The 15,090-nt window shown below is 64.7% G+C and carries 16 protein-coding genes, 1 tRNA gene and 2 pseudogenes; 10 read left to right on the top strand and 9 right to left on the bottom strand.

The genetic code is table 11. The features are described 5' to 3' along the window. Positions 1-53: 53 nt before the first annotated feature. Positions 54-254 carry a 50S ribosomal protein L35 gene (gene rpmI / locus P0R31_RS08985; RefSeq protein WP_008539890.1) on the bottom strand — a complete coding sequence of 67 codons (201 nt, stop codon included), beginning with the start codon at positions 252-254 and terminating at the stop codon, positions 54-56. A 276-nt stretch (positions 255-530) separates the two neighbouring features. On the opposite strand from rpmI, the gene P0R31_RS08990 reads away from it, so the two are divergent. Beyond that, a complete protein-coding gene (locus P0R31_RS08990) occupies positions 531-926 on the top strand; it encodes a hypothetical protein (RefSeq protein ID WP_275513762.1) in 396 nt (131 codons plus the stop codon). Positions 927-990: 64 nt separating this feature from the next. On the opposite strand, the gene infC is transcribed toward P0R31_RS08990, so the two are convergent. After that, the gene (gene infC / locus P0R31_RS08995; RefSeq protein ID WP_074447655.1) at positions 991-1,530 is read right to left on the bottom strand and encodes a translation initiation factor IF-3; all 540 of its coding nucleotides are present in this window, start codon (positions 1,528-1,530) and stop codon (positions 991-993) included. Between the two features lie 251 nt (positions 1,531-1,781). Here infC and P0R31_RS09000 point away from each other — a divergent pair, with 251 nt between their 5' ends. Together P0R31_RS09000 and P0R31_RS09005 are read left to right on the top strand one after the other, a co-directional pair. Further along, entirely contained in the window at positions 1,782-2,570 is a 789-nt protein-coding gene (locus tag P0R31_RS09000) for an alpha/beta hydrolase (protein ID WP_275513763.1), read from the top strand. 201 nt (positions 2,571-2,771) lie between these two features. Then, positions 2,772-3,239, top strand: a complete 468-nt coding sequence (locus tag P0R31_RS09005; RefSeq protein WP_275513764.1) for a nuclear transport factor 2 family protein — start codon at positions 2,772-2,774, stop codon at positions 3,237-3,239. Between the two features lie 122 nt (positions 3,240-3,361). Here P0R31_RS09005 and P0R31_RS09010 read toward each other — a convergent pair whose 3' ends face one another. Then, positions 3,362-3,745 (bottom strand): acyl-CoA thioesterase domain-containing protein, encoded by a 384-nt coding sequence (locus P0R31_RS09010; protein ID WP_275513765.1) that lies wholly within the window; start codon positions 3,743-3,745, stop codon positions 3,362-3,364. A gap of 169 nt (positions 3,746-3,914) precedes the next feature. Beyond that, positions 3,915-4,076 (bottom strand): annotated as a pseudogene (locus tag P0R31_RS40850) (acyl-CoA thioesterase domain-containing protein); the annotation flags it as partial. Between P0R31_RS40850 and P0R31_RS09015 the strand changes: the two are divergent. After that, complete coding sequence (locus P0R31_RS09015; protein WP_275513766.1) at positions 4,023-4,310, top strand: hypothetical protein; 288 nt, start codon at positions 4,023-4,025, stop codon at positions 4,308-4,310. The pseudogene P0R31_RS40850 and the gene P0R31_RS09015 sit on opposite strands and share 54 nt — an antisense overlap. On the opposite strand, the gene queG is transcribed toward P0R31_RS09015, so the two are convergent. Together queG and P0R31_RS09025 are read right to left on the bottom strand one after the other, a co-directional pair. After that, a complete protein-coding gene (queG, locus tag P0R31_RS09020; protein ID WP_275513767.1) occupies positions 4,302-5,495 on the bottom strand; it encodes a tRNA epoxyqueuosine(34) reductase QueG in 1,194 nt (397 codons plus the stop codon). The genes P0R31_RS09015 and queG overlap by 9 nt on opposite strands. After that, positions 5,444-6,136, bottom strand: coding sequence for a glutathione S-transferase family protein (locus P0R31_RS09025; protein WP_275513768.1), 693 nt, complete (start codon positions 6,134-6,136; stop codon positions 5,444-5,446). Before P0R31_RS09025 ends, queG begins: the two co-directional genes overlap by 52 nt. Positions 6,137-6,305: 169 nt before the next feature. On the opposite strand from P0R31_RS09025, the gene P0R31_RS09030 reads away from it, so the two are divergent. The 3 genes from P0R31_RS09030 to P0R31_RS09040 all read left to right on the top strand — a co-directional run bounded on the left by P0R31_RS09030 (position 6,306) and on the right by P0R31_RS09040 (position 9,289). After that, on the top strand, positions 6,306-7,112 hold the full coding sequence (locus tag P0R31_RS09030; RefSeq protein WP_271543361.1) for an undecaprenyl-diphosphate phosphatase: 807 nt from the start codon (positions 6,306-6,308) through the stop codon (positions 7,110-7,112). A gap of 107 nt (positions 7,113-7,219) precedes the next feature. Continuing rightward, positions 7,220-8,545: an FAD-binding oxidoreductase gene (locus P0R31_RS09035; RefSeq protein WP_275513769.1), complete on the top strand. Its 1,326-nt coding sequence runs from the start codon at positions 7,220-7,222 to the stop codon at positions 8,543-8,545. 3 nt (positions 8,546-8,548) lie between these two features. Next, positions 8,549-9,289: an SDR family oxidoreductase gene (locus P0R31_RS09040; protein ID WP_275513770.1), complete on the top strand. Its 741-nt coding sequence runs from the start codon at positions 8,549-8,551 to the stop codon at positions 9,287-9,289. A gap of 180 nt (positions 9,290-9,469) precedes the next feature. Here the strand turns inward: P0R31_RS09040 and P0R31_RS09045 are convergent, their stop codons facing one another. After that, positions 9,470-10,435 (bottom strand): complex I NDUFA9 subunit family protein, encoded by a 966-nt coding sequence (locus tag P0R31_RS09045; protein ID WP_275513771.1) that lies wholly within the window; start codon positions 10,433-10,435, stop codon positions 9,470-9,472. Positions 10,436-10,586: 151 nt separating this feature from the next. Between P0R31_RS09045 and P0R31_RS09050 the strand changes: the two genes are divergently transcribed. After that, a tRNA-Leu gene (locus tag P0R31_RS09050) sits at positions 10,587-10,673 on the top strand. Between the two features lie 209 nt (positions 10,674-10,882). On the opposite strand, the gene P0R31_RS09055 is transcribed toward P0R31_RS09050, so the two are convergent. Continuing rightward, complete coding sequence (locus P0R31_RS09055; protein WP_275513772.1) at positions 10,883-11,752, bottom strand: Bug family tripartite tricarboxylate transporter substrate binding protein; 870 nt, start codon at positions 11,750-11,752, stop codon at positions 10,883-10,885. Between the two features lies 1 nt (position 11,753). On the opposite strand from P0R31_RS09055, the gene P0R31_RS09060 reads away from it, so the two are divergent. Continuing rightward, positions 11,754-12,149: a hypothetical protein gene (locus P0R31_RS09060; RefSeq protein WP_275513773.1), complete on the top strand. Its 396-nt coding sequence runs from the start codon at positions 11,754-11,756 to the stop codon at positions 12,147-12,149. A gap of 90 nt (positions 12,150-12,239) precedes the next feature. On the opposite strand, the pseudogene P0R31_RS09065 reads toward P0R31_RS09060, so the two are convergent. Next, positions 12,240-13,504: pseudogene (locus P0R31_RS09065) on the bottom strand (MFS transporter). 304 nt (positions 13,505-13,808) lie between these two features. On the opposite strand from P0R31_RS09065, the gene P0R31_RS09070 reads away from it, so the two are divergent. After that, positions 13,809-15,086, top strand: a complete 1,278-nt coding sequence (locus tag P0R31_RS09070) for a UbiA family prenyltransferase (protein WP_275513775.1) — start codon at positions 13,809-13,811, stop codon at positions 15,084-15,086. Positions 15,087-15,090: the final 4 nt, after the last annotated feature.

Here is a 15,090-nt window from a genome sequence, read left to right on the forward strand (position 1 = left end):
TTATCGGATCGCCGCGGGATGCGCGGCACGGATGGCAATGATCGTGGACGCGATCAGGCGTTCGGCAAGAAGTACTTCTTGACGTTGTCGCCGTCGGTCTTGAACAGCACGCGGGTGCCGCGGAGCTGACGGATCTGCTTCTTCGTCCGCTTGATCATGCCGTGACGCTTGCCGCGCTGGGCGTGCATCACTTTGCCGGTGGCAGTCACCTTGAAGCGCTTTTTGGCGCCCGATTTGGTCTTCAGCTTGGGCATTTGGCTCTCCTAATGGCCACAGAGATCCGCCCGCGAAGGCGGCTGGACCGTCAAAAATGCTCGTTAGAGCGTTGATTGTGCTCAAGTTTTGCGAACAAGCGCGAAACCCGCACGAGACACCGCCACGGCAGCCCGTAAATCAGCCGGGCGGTGAAGGTTGGGCTTATGACAGAGGAGAGGCCAATTGGCAACGATGAACCGCCGCGACCTGCCCGCCGACTATTGAACGCTGCCACCCCTCATGTCCAAGCCTTCTCGCCCGAAGCAGGTCCAAAAATGGCTCATTTTCCGCAACTTCTGATTTCATTCGCCCACCAGCGCCCTCTGGCGCTGTTCGCCGTGCTCGCCGCGGCTGCGCTGCCACAGGCGGCTGACGCCCACGCCGGCGGCTATGACGGCATCTGGAATGTCACCTTCGCCACCACCCGCGGCAATTGCAGCTCGGGCTACAGCGTTCCCTTCACCGTGACCGGCACCCGCGTCTCCTCCGCCGGGGGCGGCCGGGTCTCGGGCCGGGTCAAGCGCTCCGGCGCTGTCGCCGTCCAGGTCTCGGTCGGCGCCTCCCACGCCAGCGGCGGCGGCCGGCTCGCCGGCGTGAACGGCGCCGGGTCGTGGAAGGGAATTATCTCCGGCGACCAGTGCAGCGGAACCTGGCAGGCGACGAAGACCTGACACACAAAACGGCCCGCCGGAGATCCGGACGGGCCGCTGAATTCTCAGTCCTGACAAGCCGGCGTCAGCGCGGCGCCAGCACCATCACCACCTGGCGACCTTCGAATCGCGCGTCCTGCTCGACCTTGGCGAGCTCGGCGACGTCGGTCTTGATCTTGTCAAGCAGCTTGGTGCCGATCTCCTGGTGCGCCATTTCGCGGCCGCGATAGCGCAGCGTGATCTTGACCTTGTCGCCCTCTTCGAAGAAGCGCTGCATCGCGCGCATCTTCACGTCGTAATCGTGGTCGTCGATCATCGGACGGAGCTTGATCTCCTTGATCTCGACGGTCTTCTGCCGTTTGCGGGCTTCCGCGGCTTTCTTCTGGGCGGAATACTTGTACTTCCCGTAATCCATGATCTTGCAGACGGGAGGGCTGGTATTCGGCGAAATCTCGACCAGATCCATGCCGACTTCCTGCGCCATGCGGATGGCGACGACGGTCTCGACCGTGCCTTTGTTGTCACCGGTCTGGTCGATCAGCTGGATCTGCGCATTGCGGATATCATCATTGATGCGCGGCCCGTCTTTGCTGGCAGCGGGCGGAGCTTTATTAGGACGGCGAATGGGTGGTTCTCCAAAGTTGTGAAAGAAGCGGCTATTTTGAAGGAAGAAGCGTTTGCCGGCAAGCAAGTCGCTGATGCGAGGTGCGAAAAACCCTCAAATGCGAGGCATTTTGGTCACGGCCCTCGGCACGCTGACCGACATAGACACCTTGCCTCTGTTCCGCAAGCGTCCCAAAGGACCAATAGCAATGCCGGTCGTGCTTTCGGAACAGGTCCGGACAGCTCAAACCGCACAGCCAGAGTAAACGTTCCATGACCGACGCAATTTCCGATGCCGTGCTTGAGTTCATCGAGGTGGGCGAGGGGCCGTCCGCACGCAGGATCGCGGTGCGCCGCCGTCCCGGAAAAGGCCCCGGCCTGGTCTGGCTCGGCGGATTCAAGTCGGACATGCAGGGCGGCAAGGCCGTGGCGCTGGATGCCTGGGCCCACGAGCGCGGCCGCGCAATCGTCCGGTTTGACTATTCCGGCCACGGCGAATCCAGCGGCGATTTCGCCATTGGGACCATCGGCAGCTGGCTCGAGGACAGTGTTGCGGTGTTCGAACGCTTCTGCGACGGCCCGCAAATCCTGATCGGCTCCTCCATGGGCGGCTGGATGGCGCTGCTGCTCGCGCGCGAGATCAAGAGACGTGCCGGCAAAGCGTCGCTTGCGGGCCTGGTGCTGATCGCGCCGGCGCCTGATTTCACCGAAGAGCTGATGTGGAAGAATTTTTCGCCCGCGGTGAAGAAGGAGATCGAGACCAAGGGCTTCTGGCTGCGCCCGTCGGAATATGGCGACGGCTCGCCCTATCCGATCACGCGGAACCTGATCGAGGAGGGGCGCAATCACCTCGTGCTCGGCAGCGCCATCGATCTCGGCTGCCCCGTCCGCATCCTGCAAGGCGCGAAGGACCCTGATGTGCCGTGGCAGCACGCGTTCAAGCTGACCCATCGGCTGCCGGCCGACGACGTCGTGCTGACCATGATCCAGGACGGCGATCATCGCCTGTCACGGCCGCAGGACATCGCGCGCCTTCTTGCCGCGGTGGCGGAGTTTGGGTGAGGATGTTTCTCTTCCTTCCCCCCCTTGTGGGAGAAGGTGGCTTCGCGAAGCGAAGCCGGATGAGGGGTTCTATCCACGAGCCCGAATGACAGTTGGTCTCGCGGAGACAGACCCCTCACCCAAGTGAATGCGCGTCAACGAGCGGAGGCTGCCCTCTCCCACAACAAGGGGGGAGGGCACAACAACCGGGAGGCAACGCCAATGACCACCATCGCCATGCTGCGCGCCTTCTGCGACGCGGTCGAGCAGCGCAACGGCAAAGCCTTCGCAGAGCTGTTCACCGAGGACGGTGTCTATCACGATGTCTTCTACGGCGCCTTCGCCGGCCGCGCTAAGATCGCCGCGATGATCGACGACTGGTTCTACCGCACCGCGACCGATTTCCGCTGGGACATGCATGACCCCGTCACCGAGGGCACCACGCTCTATGCGCGCTACACGTTCAGCTACAGATCGACATTGCCGGAAGCGAACGGCGCGCGGGCGATGTTCGAGGGCGTTGCGATCATGACGCTGAAGGAGGGCAGGATCGCCTGTTATCACGAGGTCGCCAACACCGCGCCGGCATTCGTCGATTTGAAGTTCGCGCCGGAACGCATCGCCAAGATCGTCGCCAAGCAGGGCGCCGAGCTGAAGGCGCGGCCGGAGATGCAGCGGCATTTGGGGTAGCTGCATCCTCCTCGTCATTCCGGGGCGTGCGAAGCACGAGCCCGGAATCCATAACCACCATCGGGAGTATGGATTCCGGGCTCACGCTTCGCGTGCCCCGGAATGACAGGTGGAAAAAGTCCCTACCGCTTCGACGGATTCACCATCGGCTTGCGCTGCGCCAGCGCGGCCACGGTCGCGGTGCCGATCGGACCCTGCTCGTCATAGAGCCAGCATTCGCCGATCGCGACGCCGTCGGTGGCGTGGTGGTTCACCACCTCGAAGCCGATCCACTCCGTCACCGGCAGGCGGTGTAGATAGATGGTGACGTCGCTGTTGATGTAGCCGAGCCCCTGGTCGCCGGCATTGGCGAACGGGCTGGCGAAGTCGGCGCCGCTGGCGACGCGGACGAACGGCGTCATCGGGGCGCCCGCGACAAGCTCGCGCACCTCGCTCATCCACAATCTGCGCGGGCCGAGCGAGCCCATATGGCCGACGATCGGGCGCGTCGCCCATTTGCCGTTCATGCCGAGCCTGGGGATCGGTCGGCTTGGGGATCTCGGCAGGCTTCGGTGCGTCCCAGTTCGGCGGCGACCAGACATTGCCATCGGGATTTTGCGTCTTGCGCAGCAGCTGGCACGAGGCGCGCGCCATGCTGACCCCGCCGGAATAGAACTCCGCTTCCACCACGCGGATGCGCATGCCGTCGCGCACCAGCCGCGCCGTCACCTCGATCGGCTTGTCGATCGTCGGCAGCCGAAACATGTCGACCGTGAGCCGCGCCGGCACGAATTCGGGCCCGGAATGGCGCTCCTCGATGACGAAACCGAGCAGGCCGATGATGACGCGCCCGTGCAGCGATTTCGGATCCCATGGACCGCTCGCGACTTCCGTCGGATGGAATTTATCGCCGTCGCGGGTGAAGAAAGGCATGTTTGTCATGCGCGCGAGATTGCGGGAATGGATGGGGAAATCAAGGTCCACGATCCTCGTGGTGAGGAGGCGCAAAGCGCCGTCTCGAACCATGCAGGCCCCGCTGCGGCAGCTCGGCCTCGATCCTTCGAGACGCCGCAGCGCGGCTCCTCAGGATGAGGTGCAAACAGTGCTGTCTGCTTCCCACTCTTCACGAACGCTCTCGTCGGGCTCGCGATCGAGAGCATGCAGCCTCATAGCCGCGAACTCCTCCCCCTCCACCAACTGCCCCAGCGCCCATACCGCCGCGCCGCGCACCAGCGGGCTTGCGTCATCCAGCAATCGCCTCGCTTCGTCCGCCAGCGCCAATTCGCCCGAATTGCCGATCGCGATCAGCACATTGCGCAAGAACCGGTCGCGGCCGATGCGCTTCACCGCCGACTTCGTGAACAGCGCACGGAATGCCGCGTCGTCCAGCCGTGCCAGCTCAGCGAGCGAAGGCGCGCGCAACTCGTCGCGCGCGGCGAGTTTTGCCTCACGCCCCTCTTGCGCAAACTTGTTCCAGGGGCAGGCGGCAAGGCAATCATCGCAGCCATAGATGCGGTTGCCGATGCTCTTGCGAAACTCGTGCGGGATCGGGCCCTTGTTCTCGATGGTGAGATAGGAGATGCAGCGCCGCGCATCGAGCTTGTAGGGCGCTGGAAACGCCGCGGTCGGGCAGATGTCGAGGCAGGCCCGGCACGAGCCGCAATGGTCGATCTCGGCGGCGTCGCGCGGCAGCTGCAGCGTAGTGTAGATCGCGCCGAGAAACAGCCACGAGCCGAACTCGCGCGAGACGAGGTTGGTGTGCTTGCCCTGCCAGCCCAGATGCGCGGCCTGCGCCAAGGGCTTCTCCATCACCGCCGCTGTGTCGACGAACACCTTCACCTCGCTCGGCGCGGTCGCGACCAGCCAGCGCGCCAGCGCCTTCAGCCGCTTTTTGATCAGGTCATGATAGTCGTCGCCTTGCGCATAGACCGAGATCGCCGCGCACGTGCGCTGCTTCAGGATCGCGAGCGGATCGGAATCGGGACCGTAATTGACGCCGAGCATGATCACGCTGCGCACGTCGGCCCACAGCCCGCGCGGGTCGACGCGGCGCTCCGGCTGGTTCGCGAGCCAATCCATGTCGCCATGGCCGCCCGAGGCGATGAATTCGAGGAAGTGTTGTCCGGCCGCATCGATCGAGCCCGGCGCGGTGACGCCGATGCAGTCGAAGCCGAGCGCGTGCGCTTCGCGCGCAAGCGCCGCCTTCAGTTCAATCGGATCGGAGCTCAGAAATCCAGGTCCACATAGGTCCGCGACGCCGGCACGCCGGCTAGCCATTCGCTGAGGAGCGGACGGAACGACGGGCGGGATTTCACCCGCGCGTACCACGCCTTTGCTGCGTCGTCCTCGCTCCATGGCACGTCGCCCAGATAGTCGATCGCCGAAAGATGCGCCGCGGCGGCGAGATCCGCGTAGGTGAGCCGGTCGCCGGCGAGGAAGTTGCGGGTCTGCGCCAGCCAGCCGATATAGGCCAGATGATAGCGCACGTTGGCCTTTGCTGCGCGCATCACGTCGGCCGAAGGCGCCCCGCCCCCGTTCTCCTCGCTCATGAAGCGCTTGTAGATGCGCTCGGTGACGAGTGGATGCGAGACCTCCTCGAAGAATTTTTCGTTGAACCAGGCCATCAGCCGGCGCACCTCGACACGCTCGGCAAGCGTCTCCGGCATCAGGCGCTTGGGGCCCATCCCGGCACCATAGGCCTCATCGACATATTCGGCGATGATCGCCGCGCCCGGAACGGGCGGCTGCTCGTCGTCCACCAGCACGGGCGTGGAGCCCGCTGCATTGAGCAGCAGAAACGCCTCGCGCCGCTCCCAGCTACGCTCTTCGATCAGCTTCAGGTCGAGCCCGTATTCACCCGCGATCAGGCGAATGAAGCGCGAATGCGGACAGAACGGATGATGAAACAGCGTAAACATGAAGCCTTTGACTATGTGATGGTGCTTAAGAATCCATCAATGTTTGTGCGGCGCCACACTAGCCCCTCAAAACCGCGAAGCAAGGGCGTGATTTGGCATTTTGCGATTGCGGCATGGGGTCTAATAGGCGAGAAGAGCCCCGCTTTTCCAGCCGAAATGGACCGTAAATATGTCAGACGCAGTACGGGCAGTGATCCTCGGCATCATCGAGGGCGTGACCGAGTTCCTTCCCGTATCCTCGACCGGCCACCTCCTGATCGCCGAGCGCTTCTTTCATCTCGGCGAAGGCGCGTTCTGGGATTCGTTTACGGTTCTGATCCAGCTGGGCGCGATTCTCGCGATCGTGGGGCTGTACTTTCGCAAGCTGTGGGACGTCGTGATCGGCCTGTTCACGGGCGATGCCTATGCTCGCCGCTTCGTGATCGGCGTGCTGGTCGCATTCCTGCCCGCTGTCATCGTCGGCCTCGTCGCCGGTAAGTACATCAAGCTCCTGCTGTTCAATCCGTGGGTCATCTGCTTCACACTGATCGTCGGCGGCGCCATCCTGCTCTGGGTCGACAAGCTCGAGCTCAAGCCGCGCGAGCATGATGCCACCAGATTTCCGCTCTTGATGTATCTCTATATCGGCATCGCGCAGTGCGTGGCCATGATCCCGGGCGTATCGCGCTCCGGCGCCAGCATCGTCGCCGCGATGCTGCTCGGAGCCGACAAGCGCGCGGCGGCGGAATTCTCGTTCTTTCTGGCGATCCCCACCATGATCGGCGCGTTCGCCTACGACTTCTACAAGAGCCGCGCCGAGATGACGATGGACCACATCAACATCGTCGCGATCGGCTTCGTGGTGTCCTTTATCACCGCGATCATCGTGGTGAAGACGTTTTTGACCTATGTCACCCGGCACGGTTTCCTGCTGTTCGCCTGGTGGCGCGTCATCGTCGGCACCCTCGGCCTGATCGCGCTGGCGCTGGGACGGTAGGCCCATTGCCCCATCTGCGTGCCAACCGCGCTTTCAACGCAATGTAAGCTTTTGATCGGTACTCAGTTTGCCATGCCGGGCGGCACGCCCGGCGCAGGAGCTGAGCCATGACCCTCGTCAGCGGCTGGGGGCGCTTCCCGGTCGTCGATACCGAGATGCTGCGTCCGCGCGCGTTCGCGGCGGTTGCCGACGCCGTCGTGTCCGGCACCGTGGCGCGCGGCAATGGCCGTGCCTATGGCGATGCCGCGATCGGGGCCGTCAGGACCGTCGCGATGACGGGCTTCGACCGCATCAGGTGGTTCGATCCGGCGACCGGCCGCATCCGCCTCGAGGCCGGCGTGCTGCTCTCGGACCTGATCGAGACCTTCGGCCCGCGCGGCTTCCTGCCCTTCGTGCTGCCCGGCACGCGTTTCGTGTCGATCGGCGGCGCCATCGCCGCCGACGTGCACGGCAAGAACCACCATTGCGAAGGCGGCTTCGGCCGCTATGTCGACAGCATCCTGCTGCGCACGGGCGAGGGCGAATTGATCGAAGCCTCGCGCGAGCAGAACTCCGACGCATTCTTTGCGACAATCGGCGGCATGGGCCTGACCGGTGTCATCCTCGAAGCGACCCTGCGGCTGCGCAAGGTCGAAACGGGATGGATCCGCGAACGCGTGATCTCGGCATCCGATCTCGATGCGGCGATGCGCGCGCTCGATGCAGGCGATGCCGCGACCTATTCGGTGGCGTGGATCGATTGCGCCGCGCGCGGCAAGGATCTCGGCCGCTCGCTGATCTATCTCGGCGAGCACGCCGGCAAGGACAAGCTTCCTGCCGGCGCCGCGGCGTTTCCCGCCGGCAAGCATCCCGGTCTCGGCGTGCCCATCGATTTGCCCCCGATGACGCTGAACCGCTTCAGCATCCGCGCCTTCAACGAGCTGTATTATCGCATGGGCGCCCGCCGCGCCGGCGGCACCCATGTGGTCTCGCTCTATCCCTATTTCTTTCCGCTCGACAGCATTGCCGACTGGAATCGTATCTACGGCAAGCGCGGCTTTCTGCAGCATCAATGCGTGATACCCGAGAACGGCGCGCGCGACGTGCTCGGCGAGATCCTGGGTCGCGTCGCGCGGCGCGGCGATGCCTCCTTCCTCGCGGTGCTGAAGAAGCTCGGCCAGGGCGAGGGCATCCTGTCGTTTCCGCTGCCCGGCTACACGCTGGCGCTGGATTTCCCCGTGCGCGGCGACATTCTGAATTTTCTCGACGAGATCGACCGTCTCGTTGTCGCGGCTGGTGGCCGGCTCTATCTCGCCAAGGATGCGCGCCAGTCGCGCGAGACGCTCGAAGCCGGCTATCCCGCCGTGCCGCGCTTCAACGCGATCCGCAAAGCGCTCGACCCTGCCGGCAACATCCGCTCCAAGCTTTCACAACGTCTGTTCGATGGGGTCTAGGCCGTGACGTCGCGCAAGTCTGTACTGGTGCTGGGCGGCTCATCCGACATCGGCCGCGCCACGGCGCGCGCCTTTGCCGAAGCGGGATACGATGTAGCGCTCGCCGGCCGCGACGTCGCCGCGCTGGAGCCTGACGCCGCCGATCTTCGTGCGCGCTACAATGTCGAGCTCGGTGTCCACACATTCGACGTGCTCGACACCGCCTCGTTCGAGGGCTTCGTCGCCGGCCTGCCCGCGCTGCCCGATGTCGTCATCTCGATCGTCGGCCTGCTTGGCGTGCAAGAGAGCGCGCAGAGCGATCTCGCCCACGCCACCGCGATCATGCGCTCCAACTACGAGGGGCCGTCGTTGATCCTCGGCCTGTTCGCGGAGAAGTTCTTGGACCGCGGCAGCGGCACGCTGGTCGGCGTGTCCTCGGTTGCCGGCGATCGCGGCCGCGCCTCCAACTATGTCTATGGCTCCGCCAAGGCCGGCTTCTCCGCCTTCCTGTCCGGCCTGCGCGCCCGCGCCAGCCGGGGCAGCGTTCACGTTGTCACGGTCAAGCCCGGCTTCGTCCGCACCAGGATGACGGAAGGCATGAAGCTGATCGGCCCGCTCACCGTCGAAGCCCCCGTCGTCGGCGCTGCGATCCTTCGCGCCGTCGAGGCCAAGAGCGACATCGTCTATGTCAGCGGCAAATGGCGCCTCGTGATGCTTGTCATCAAGACGCTGCCGGAGGCGGTGTTCAAGAAGCTGAGGTTTTGAAAGTCGTGTGACGGGCCCTCAGCGACGATGCGCCCCCGCGCCCCGTTCTTACGGGGAGAGGCCGGGGTGAGGGGCCTCTCTCCACGAGCGCGGTCTTTGTGAGACCTGTACCCCCTCACCCGGATCGCAAGCGCGATCCGACCTCTCCCCGCAAGCGGGGAGAGGTTAAGGCAGAAACTCTCACACACTCATGCGCTGGAACTGGCCCTGCGGGCGGAAGCGCCAGAGATATTGCGGGGCGATCGCCTCCAGCGAATCGGGCGTGATGCCGAGGCCTTCCAGCGTCAGCCCGGACGCCTTCGCCGCCTCCGACACGATATTGTCGCGCTCGAGCAGGGTGACCTGGTCCGGCGTCAGCTTGAACGCGCCCGGTGCGAATTGCAGGAAGTTGGCCTGGAAGCGGGCGAGGCCGAACGGCAGCGGCGCCAGCATGCGCTTGCGGTCGGTGATCTCGAGGATCGCCTCGATGATCTCGCGCATGGTCAGCACTTCCGGCCCGCCGAGCTCGTAAGTGGCGCCCGCCTTGGCCTTGCCGTCGGCCGCATCCGCGATCGCGCTGGCGACGTCGCCGACATAGACCGGCTGCATCTTGGTCTCGCCGCCGACCAGGGGCAGCACCGGCGAGATCCGGGCCAGCGCAGCAAAGCGGTTGGTGAACTGGTCCTCGGGGCCGAACATCACGGAGGGGCGGAAGATCGTGGCGGAGGGAACCGCGGCCAGGACCGCGGCTTCGCCGGCCGCCTTGGCCCTGGCATAGCGTGAGGGCGACTGCGCATCGGCCCCGATCGCCGAGACATGCACCAGCGCGCTACCTGCGGCGGCCGCCGCCTTGGCGACGGTCTCGGCGCCCCTGGCCTGGACGGCGTCAAACGTCTGCCCGCCGCTCTCGGTGAGCACGCCGACCAGATTGATCACGACATGCGAATCACGCAGCGCCGCCTCGACCGAGGCCGGAAAGCGCAAATTCGCCTGCACGGTGTGGACCTGCCCGACCCGGCCGGAGGGCTGGAGGTATCCGGCCAGTTCCGGCCGCCGCACCGCGACCCGGACCCGGTAATCGCGCTTGCACAGGGCACGGACGACATTCCGGCCCAAAAATCCCGAACCGCCGAAAACCGTGACCAGCGTGTCCAGATTCGATGCCATGGGAGCCGTTCCTGCGGAAAAGAGTGCGTCTTGTCAGGCTTGTATCGGGCCGGTTTGCGATGCGCAATCGGCATCCCGAGCCCGGCCTCACGCATGAATTGACAACGGCGTCACCGAACCGTAGTAACCGCCTCCGTGCCCCAAACGGCATGCCCAGGTGGTGGAATTGGTAGACGCGCTGGCTTCAGGTGCCAGTGGCTTAACGGCCGTGAAGGTTCGAGTCCTTTCCTGGGCACCATGCTTTTCTGGATCGCAAACAAATCCAGATAGATAAGCCCTCTCAGAGTGTTGCGTTCGCCCCGACTGTGTAACAATGGGGTGTAACATTGCTGTTCAGGGTTGCTCGGCCAGTGTCGCCATGGTCCACACGCTCGATGTCGGCTGGGCGCCGAATACGGAGAGCCACGCGGAGCAGGAAGCGCACTGGGCTGCTAGGCCGCGACGCGGCTAATCCGACGGCTTGACGCCGAGATCGCCCAGGATGCGGAGCATCACGTCGCTGTCGCGCTTGAAGATCCGATTCGTCGTTTCGAAATCGGCCGGCGATGACAGGATGAAGTTGTTCAGCATCTGCTGAACTTTCGGATCGGTTCCGGCTTGGATCAGCAGCGGCGAGAGGCGATCGACGATATCCCGCGGCGTGCCGGACGGCACCGCAAACGTGGTGAAGGGACGCAGATTGTAGAAGTCGCCGACGGCGCCTTGCTCGGTCATGGTCGGCGTGTCCGGATGGGGCGGCAGACGGGTGCCGACCACGCCGATTAGGTTGCCGGTGCCGGCCTGGATGACGGGCGCGGCTGCGGCATAGCTCCCGGCGGCGCCATCAAGCGTCTGTCCGGCGACGTCATTCCACATCGGCGCCTCGCCGCGATACTGGATGACCTGAACCTTTATGCCGTATTGCTTGGCGATCGTCTCGATCAGGACGTGCGGCGTCGAGCCCACGCCGTAGGATCCCCAGTTCACGCTGCCGACTTTCTTGCAGTATTCGATGAACTCGCGCAGGTTGGTCGCACCGGTCTTCTTCGCCGCCACGACCGGACCGCCAGCGCCGATGACCATCGTCAGATAGGTAAAATCATTTTCGGGATCGTAGGGCAGGTCTCTTACCGTGACGCGGTTCTGGATCAGCGACGACGAGATCGTGCACAGGATGGTGGTGCCGTCCGGATCGGCGCGTTTCGCTTCTGCCACGCCGATGACGCCGCCGGCGCCGCCCTTGTTCTCGACGATGACCGGCTTGCTCACCTGCCGCGCCAGGAAGTCGCCGAACGCGCGCGCGATGCCGTCGGTCTGGCCGCCCGGTGGATAGGGCACGATGATCCTGATCGATTTGGACGGCCACGCGGATTGCGCCTCGGTCCTTACAGCCGGCGCGCACAACGCGACGGCCGAACCCATCACGAATGTTCGTCGTGTCAGCTTTCTCATTTCCCGTCCTTGGTCTTGTTGTTTCTTGTCGAGTCGCGAGGACCGATCGGATAAAACTAGCGAAGAACGTGGCTGCGTGACGTGTGGCACTGTGTCCACCACAAAGCAGGTGACTTCCGTCGCGCGGAAAACGAATTCGCACGGCGGCTTCCTGCGCTATTGGGAATTGCAGGGCGTGGTGATCGCTCGAGGGACGGCTGAAAACGACCTGCAAATACAGGCTCTTTCGGTGATGGCGATCCAATCCTTCCAGGGCACCATTTTGGGGTCCGGATCCGAATAGAGCGATCTCAGATCGGTAGGGATGGCAGGCGGCAATCGCCGCGTCGCCGCGCGTGGGTCCTGTGGCGCTAGATCGGTCTTCTCGTGCCCCTCACACCACGCTCTTCCCCGTCCGCTCCGCCACCGCCTTCTGCACGAAATACATCATCACCAGGGTGACGATCGTCGTGGTCACGACACGTAGCCGATCCGGTCGAAATGGAGCAGCGCGCCGTCCGCGCCTTGCGCGATGATCGCGCTGGCGAGCACCGAGCCGAGGCCGCCGGAGAGCTGCTGCAGCGAGGCGCTGACCGCGCTGAACGAGCCGCGCTGGCCGGGCTCCGGGATCGCCGACATCAGCGCCTGGGACGGGATCATGCGCGAGAAGATGCCGACGAACATCAGCACGTTGACGATGATTGCGGTCGCGAGCGAGACGTGGCCGAGATGGGTGTAGATCAGCACCATGAGGACGGTCATGGCGCAGCCGAACACGAAGGTCGGATATTTGCCGAATGCGTCGCTGGCGCGGCCGACCAACGGCCCGGTGACGATGCTGAACAGGCCGGAGACGAGATAGATCGTCGGCAGATGCGTGATGTCGATGCCGAGATTATGCACGGTGTAGGCGCTGGAGAACGGCATCAGCATGTAGCCGCCGGTCGCCAGCAGCGTCGTGACGGCGAAGGCGAGCGTGTAGCGCGGCTCGGTGACCGTCGCGACCAGGTGGTGGAACGGGTTTCTGTCCTGCCTCAGCTTCAGATGCGAATCGACCGGCTGCATCGCGAAGGCGATGATGGCGATCGTGGCGATCGACAGCACGACGATGGCGATGAAGCAGACATGCCAGCTCCAGTGATTGGCGAGAAACAGGCCGGCGGGAATGCCGAGCACCTGGCTGGCGGCGAACGCCGTCTGGATGATTCCCATCACGCGGCCGCGCATCTGCAACGAGAACAGGTCGGTGATGATGGCGAGCACGACCGCGCCGATCACGCCGCCGAACAATCCGGTCACGATCCGGCCGATCAGCAGCACATGGTAGTTCGGCGCCACCGCGCACAGCAGCGTGCCCAGCGTGAAGCCGACATAGAAGAACAGCAGGAGGCGCTTGCGATCGAAACGATCGGCAAAGCCGGCGGCGAGGATGCCCGATAGCCCCGCGCTGAAGGCGTAGGCCGACACCGCGACGCCGAACTGCCCCGCCGTGATGCCGAGCGACGGCATCAGGATGGCGCCGAGCGGCGACATGATGATGAAGTCAAGGATGATCGTGAACTGCGTCAGCGCCAGCAGCGCGATGAGGAGCACCTGGTAGCGCGAGAATCCGCGCGGGCGCTGGTCGTCGATCGGCGCAGCGAGCGTTGGTTCGGTCATGGCACCTGATTCAGGAGTGGGGCCCGGGGAGGGAAACTGGCAGATAGGGTGGGCCGGAGCGATGTCCACGGCGCACCAAGCAAAAGTTCTGTCGGAACAGGAAGCTCGCGCTGGGTTGTGGGACTCGGGCAACAGCGCGCGGGTAGAAGCCGTCCCCCTTCCGACCGCATTAATCCGCCTTTAGTGAATGTTCCCATAGGGTTGCTCGGTCCATTTCCTGCTCCCCCCGGCCGAATGCCGGTCATGTCACGGCAAGTCAGAGCGTTTTCGGATGGAGCAGCGTGCCTCCCAGTATGATCCTGGCGTGTCCGAGCCGTCGGCGGCCCGGACCCTCGTCATCGACCTCGAAGGCGCGCTGCTGCGTTCCGAGCTGCTGATGGAGGCGCTGTTCTCCAGCCCCGGCCGCATGCTGGCGCGCTTCGGCGCGGGCGGACGGGCGGGCATGGCGGCGCTCACGGCGATCCTGGCGCGGGCCGAGATCGACTACGCCCATCTGCCCTATGATTCCGATGTGATGAACCGGGCGCTGGCGGCACGGGCGCGCGGCGAGAAGATCTATCTCGTCGCGGATCGGCTCGCCGCTCATGCCGCGGCGATCTCAGCGCATCTCGGCTTCGATGGCGTTGTCACGGCGGCCGATCTCGCGGCGGGCCGCGTGCCGTTCGATCGCGCCTCCATCACGCGCATCGAAAATCGCGAGGTCCGCAGAGCCGACCTCGCCACCTGGGTGAAGGCGCTGCGGGTCCATCAATACGCCAAGAACACGCTGGTGTTCGTGCCCGCGCTCACGGCGCATCAGATCAACCTTTCGACGCTCGGCTACGCACTGCTCGCGTTCCTGGCGTTCTCGGCCTGCGCTTCGGGCGCCTATCTGATGAACGATCTGATCGATCTCGCCGCCGACCGGCAGCATCCGAGCAAGCGCCACCGCGCGCTCGCGGCGGGCGATTTGCCGATCTCCTCGGCGCTGTCGGCCATTCCTGCATTGTGGTTGCTCGCGCTCGCCGCCAGCCTCTGCATCTCGCCGCTGTTTCTCGGCGTGCTCGGCCTCTACCTCGCCACCACGATCGCCTATTCGCTCGTGCTCAAGCGCAAGATGCTGGTCGACATCGTCACGCTCGCCGGCCTCTACACGCTTCGCATCGTCGCCGGCGCGGTCGGCGTCGGCGTGGTGCTGTCGGAATGGCTGTTGATCTTCTCGCTGTTCGTGTTCACCTCGCTCGCCCTGATCAAGCGCTTCAGCGAGCTCAGCATGCGCGAGAGCGAGGGTCTCGCCGATCCCTCCAACCGCGACTACCGCGTCACCGACCTCAACGTCATCGCCGCGATGGCGGCGGCAAGCGCCATGAATGCGGTGACCGTGTTCTCGCTCTACGTCTCGTCCTCGGCGGTGACGCCGCTCTACAGCCGCCCCTGGATGCTGTGGCTGCTCACGCCGCTGCTGCTGTACTGGTTCGGCCGTGCGCTGATGATGGCGCATCGCCGCGAGATGCCGGACGATCCGCTCCTGTACGCGTTCCGGGACGGCCCCAGCCGCACCGCGGTCGCGGCGATGATCTGCATCATGCTCGCCGCGATCTGACCGG

Origin of the sequence: Bradyrhizobium yuanmingense (assembly GCF_029167105.1) — a bacterium.
GTDB classification, from domain to species: domain Bacteria; phylum Pseudomonadota; class Alphaproteobacteria; order Rhizobiales; family Xanthobacteraceae; genus Bradyrhizobium; species Bradyrhizobium yuanmingense_A.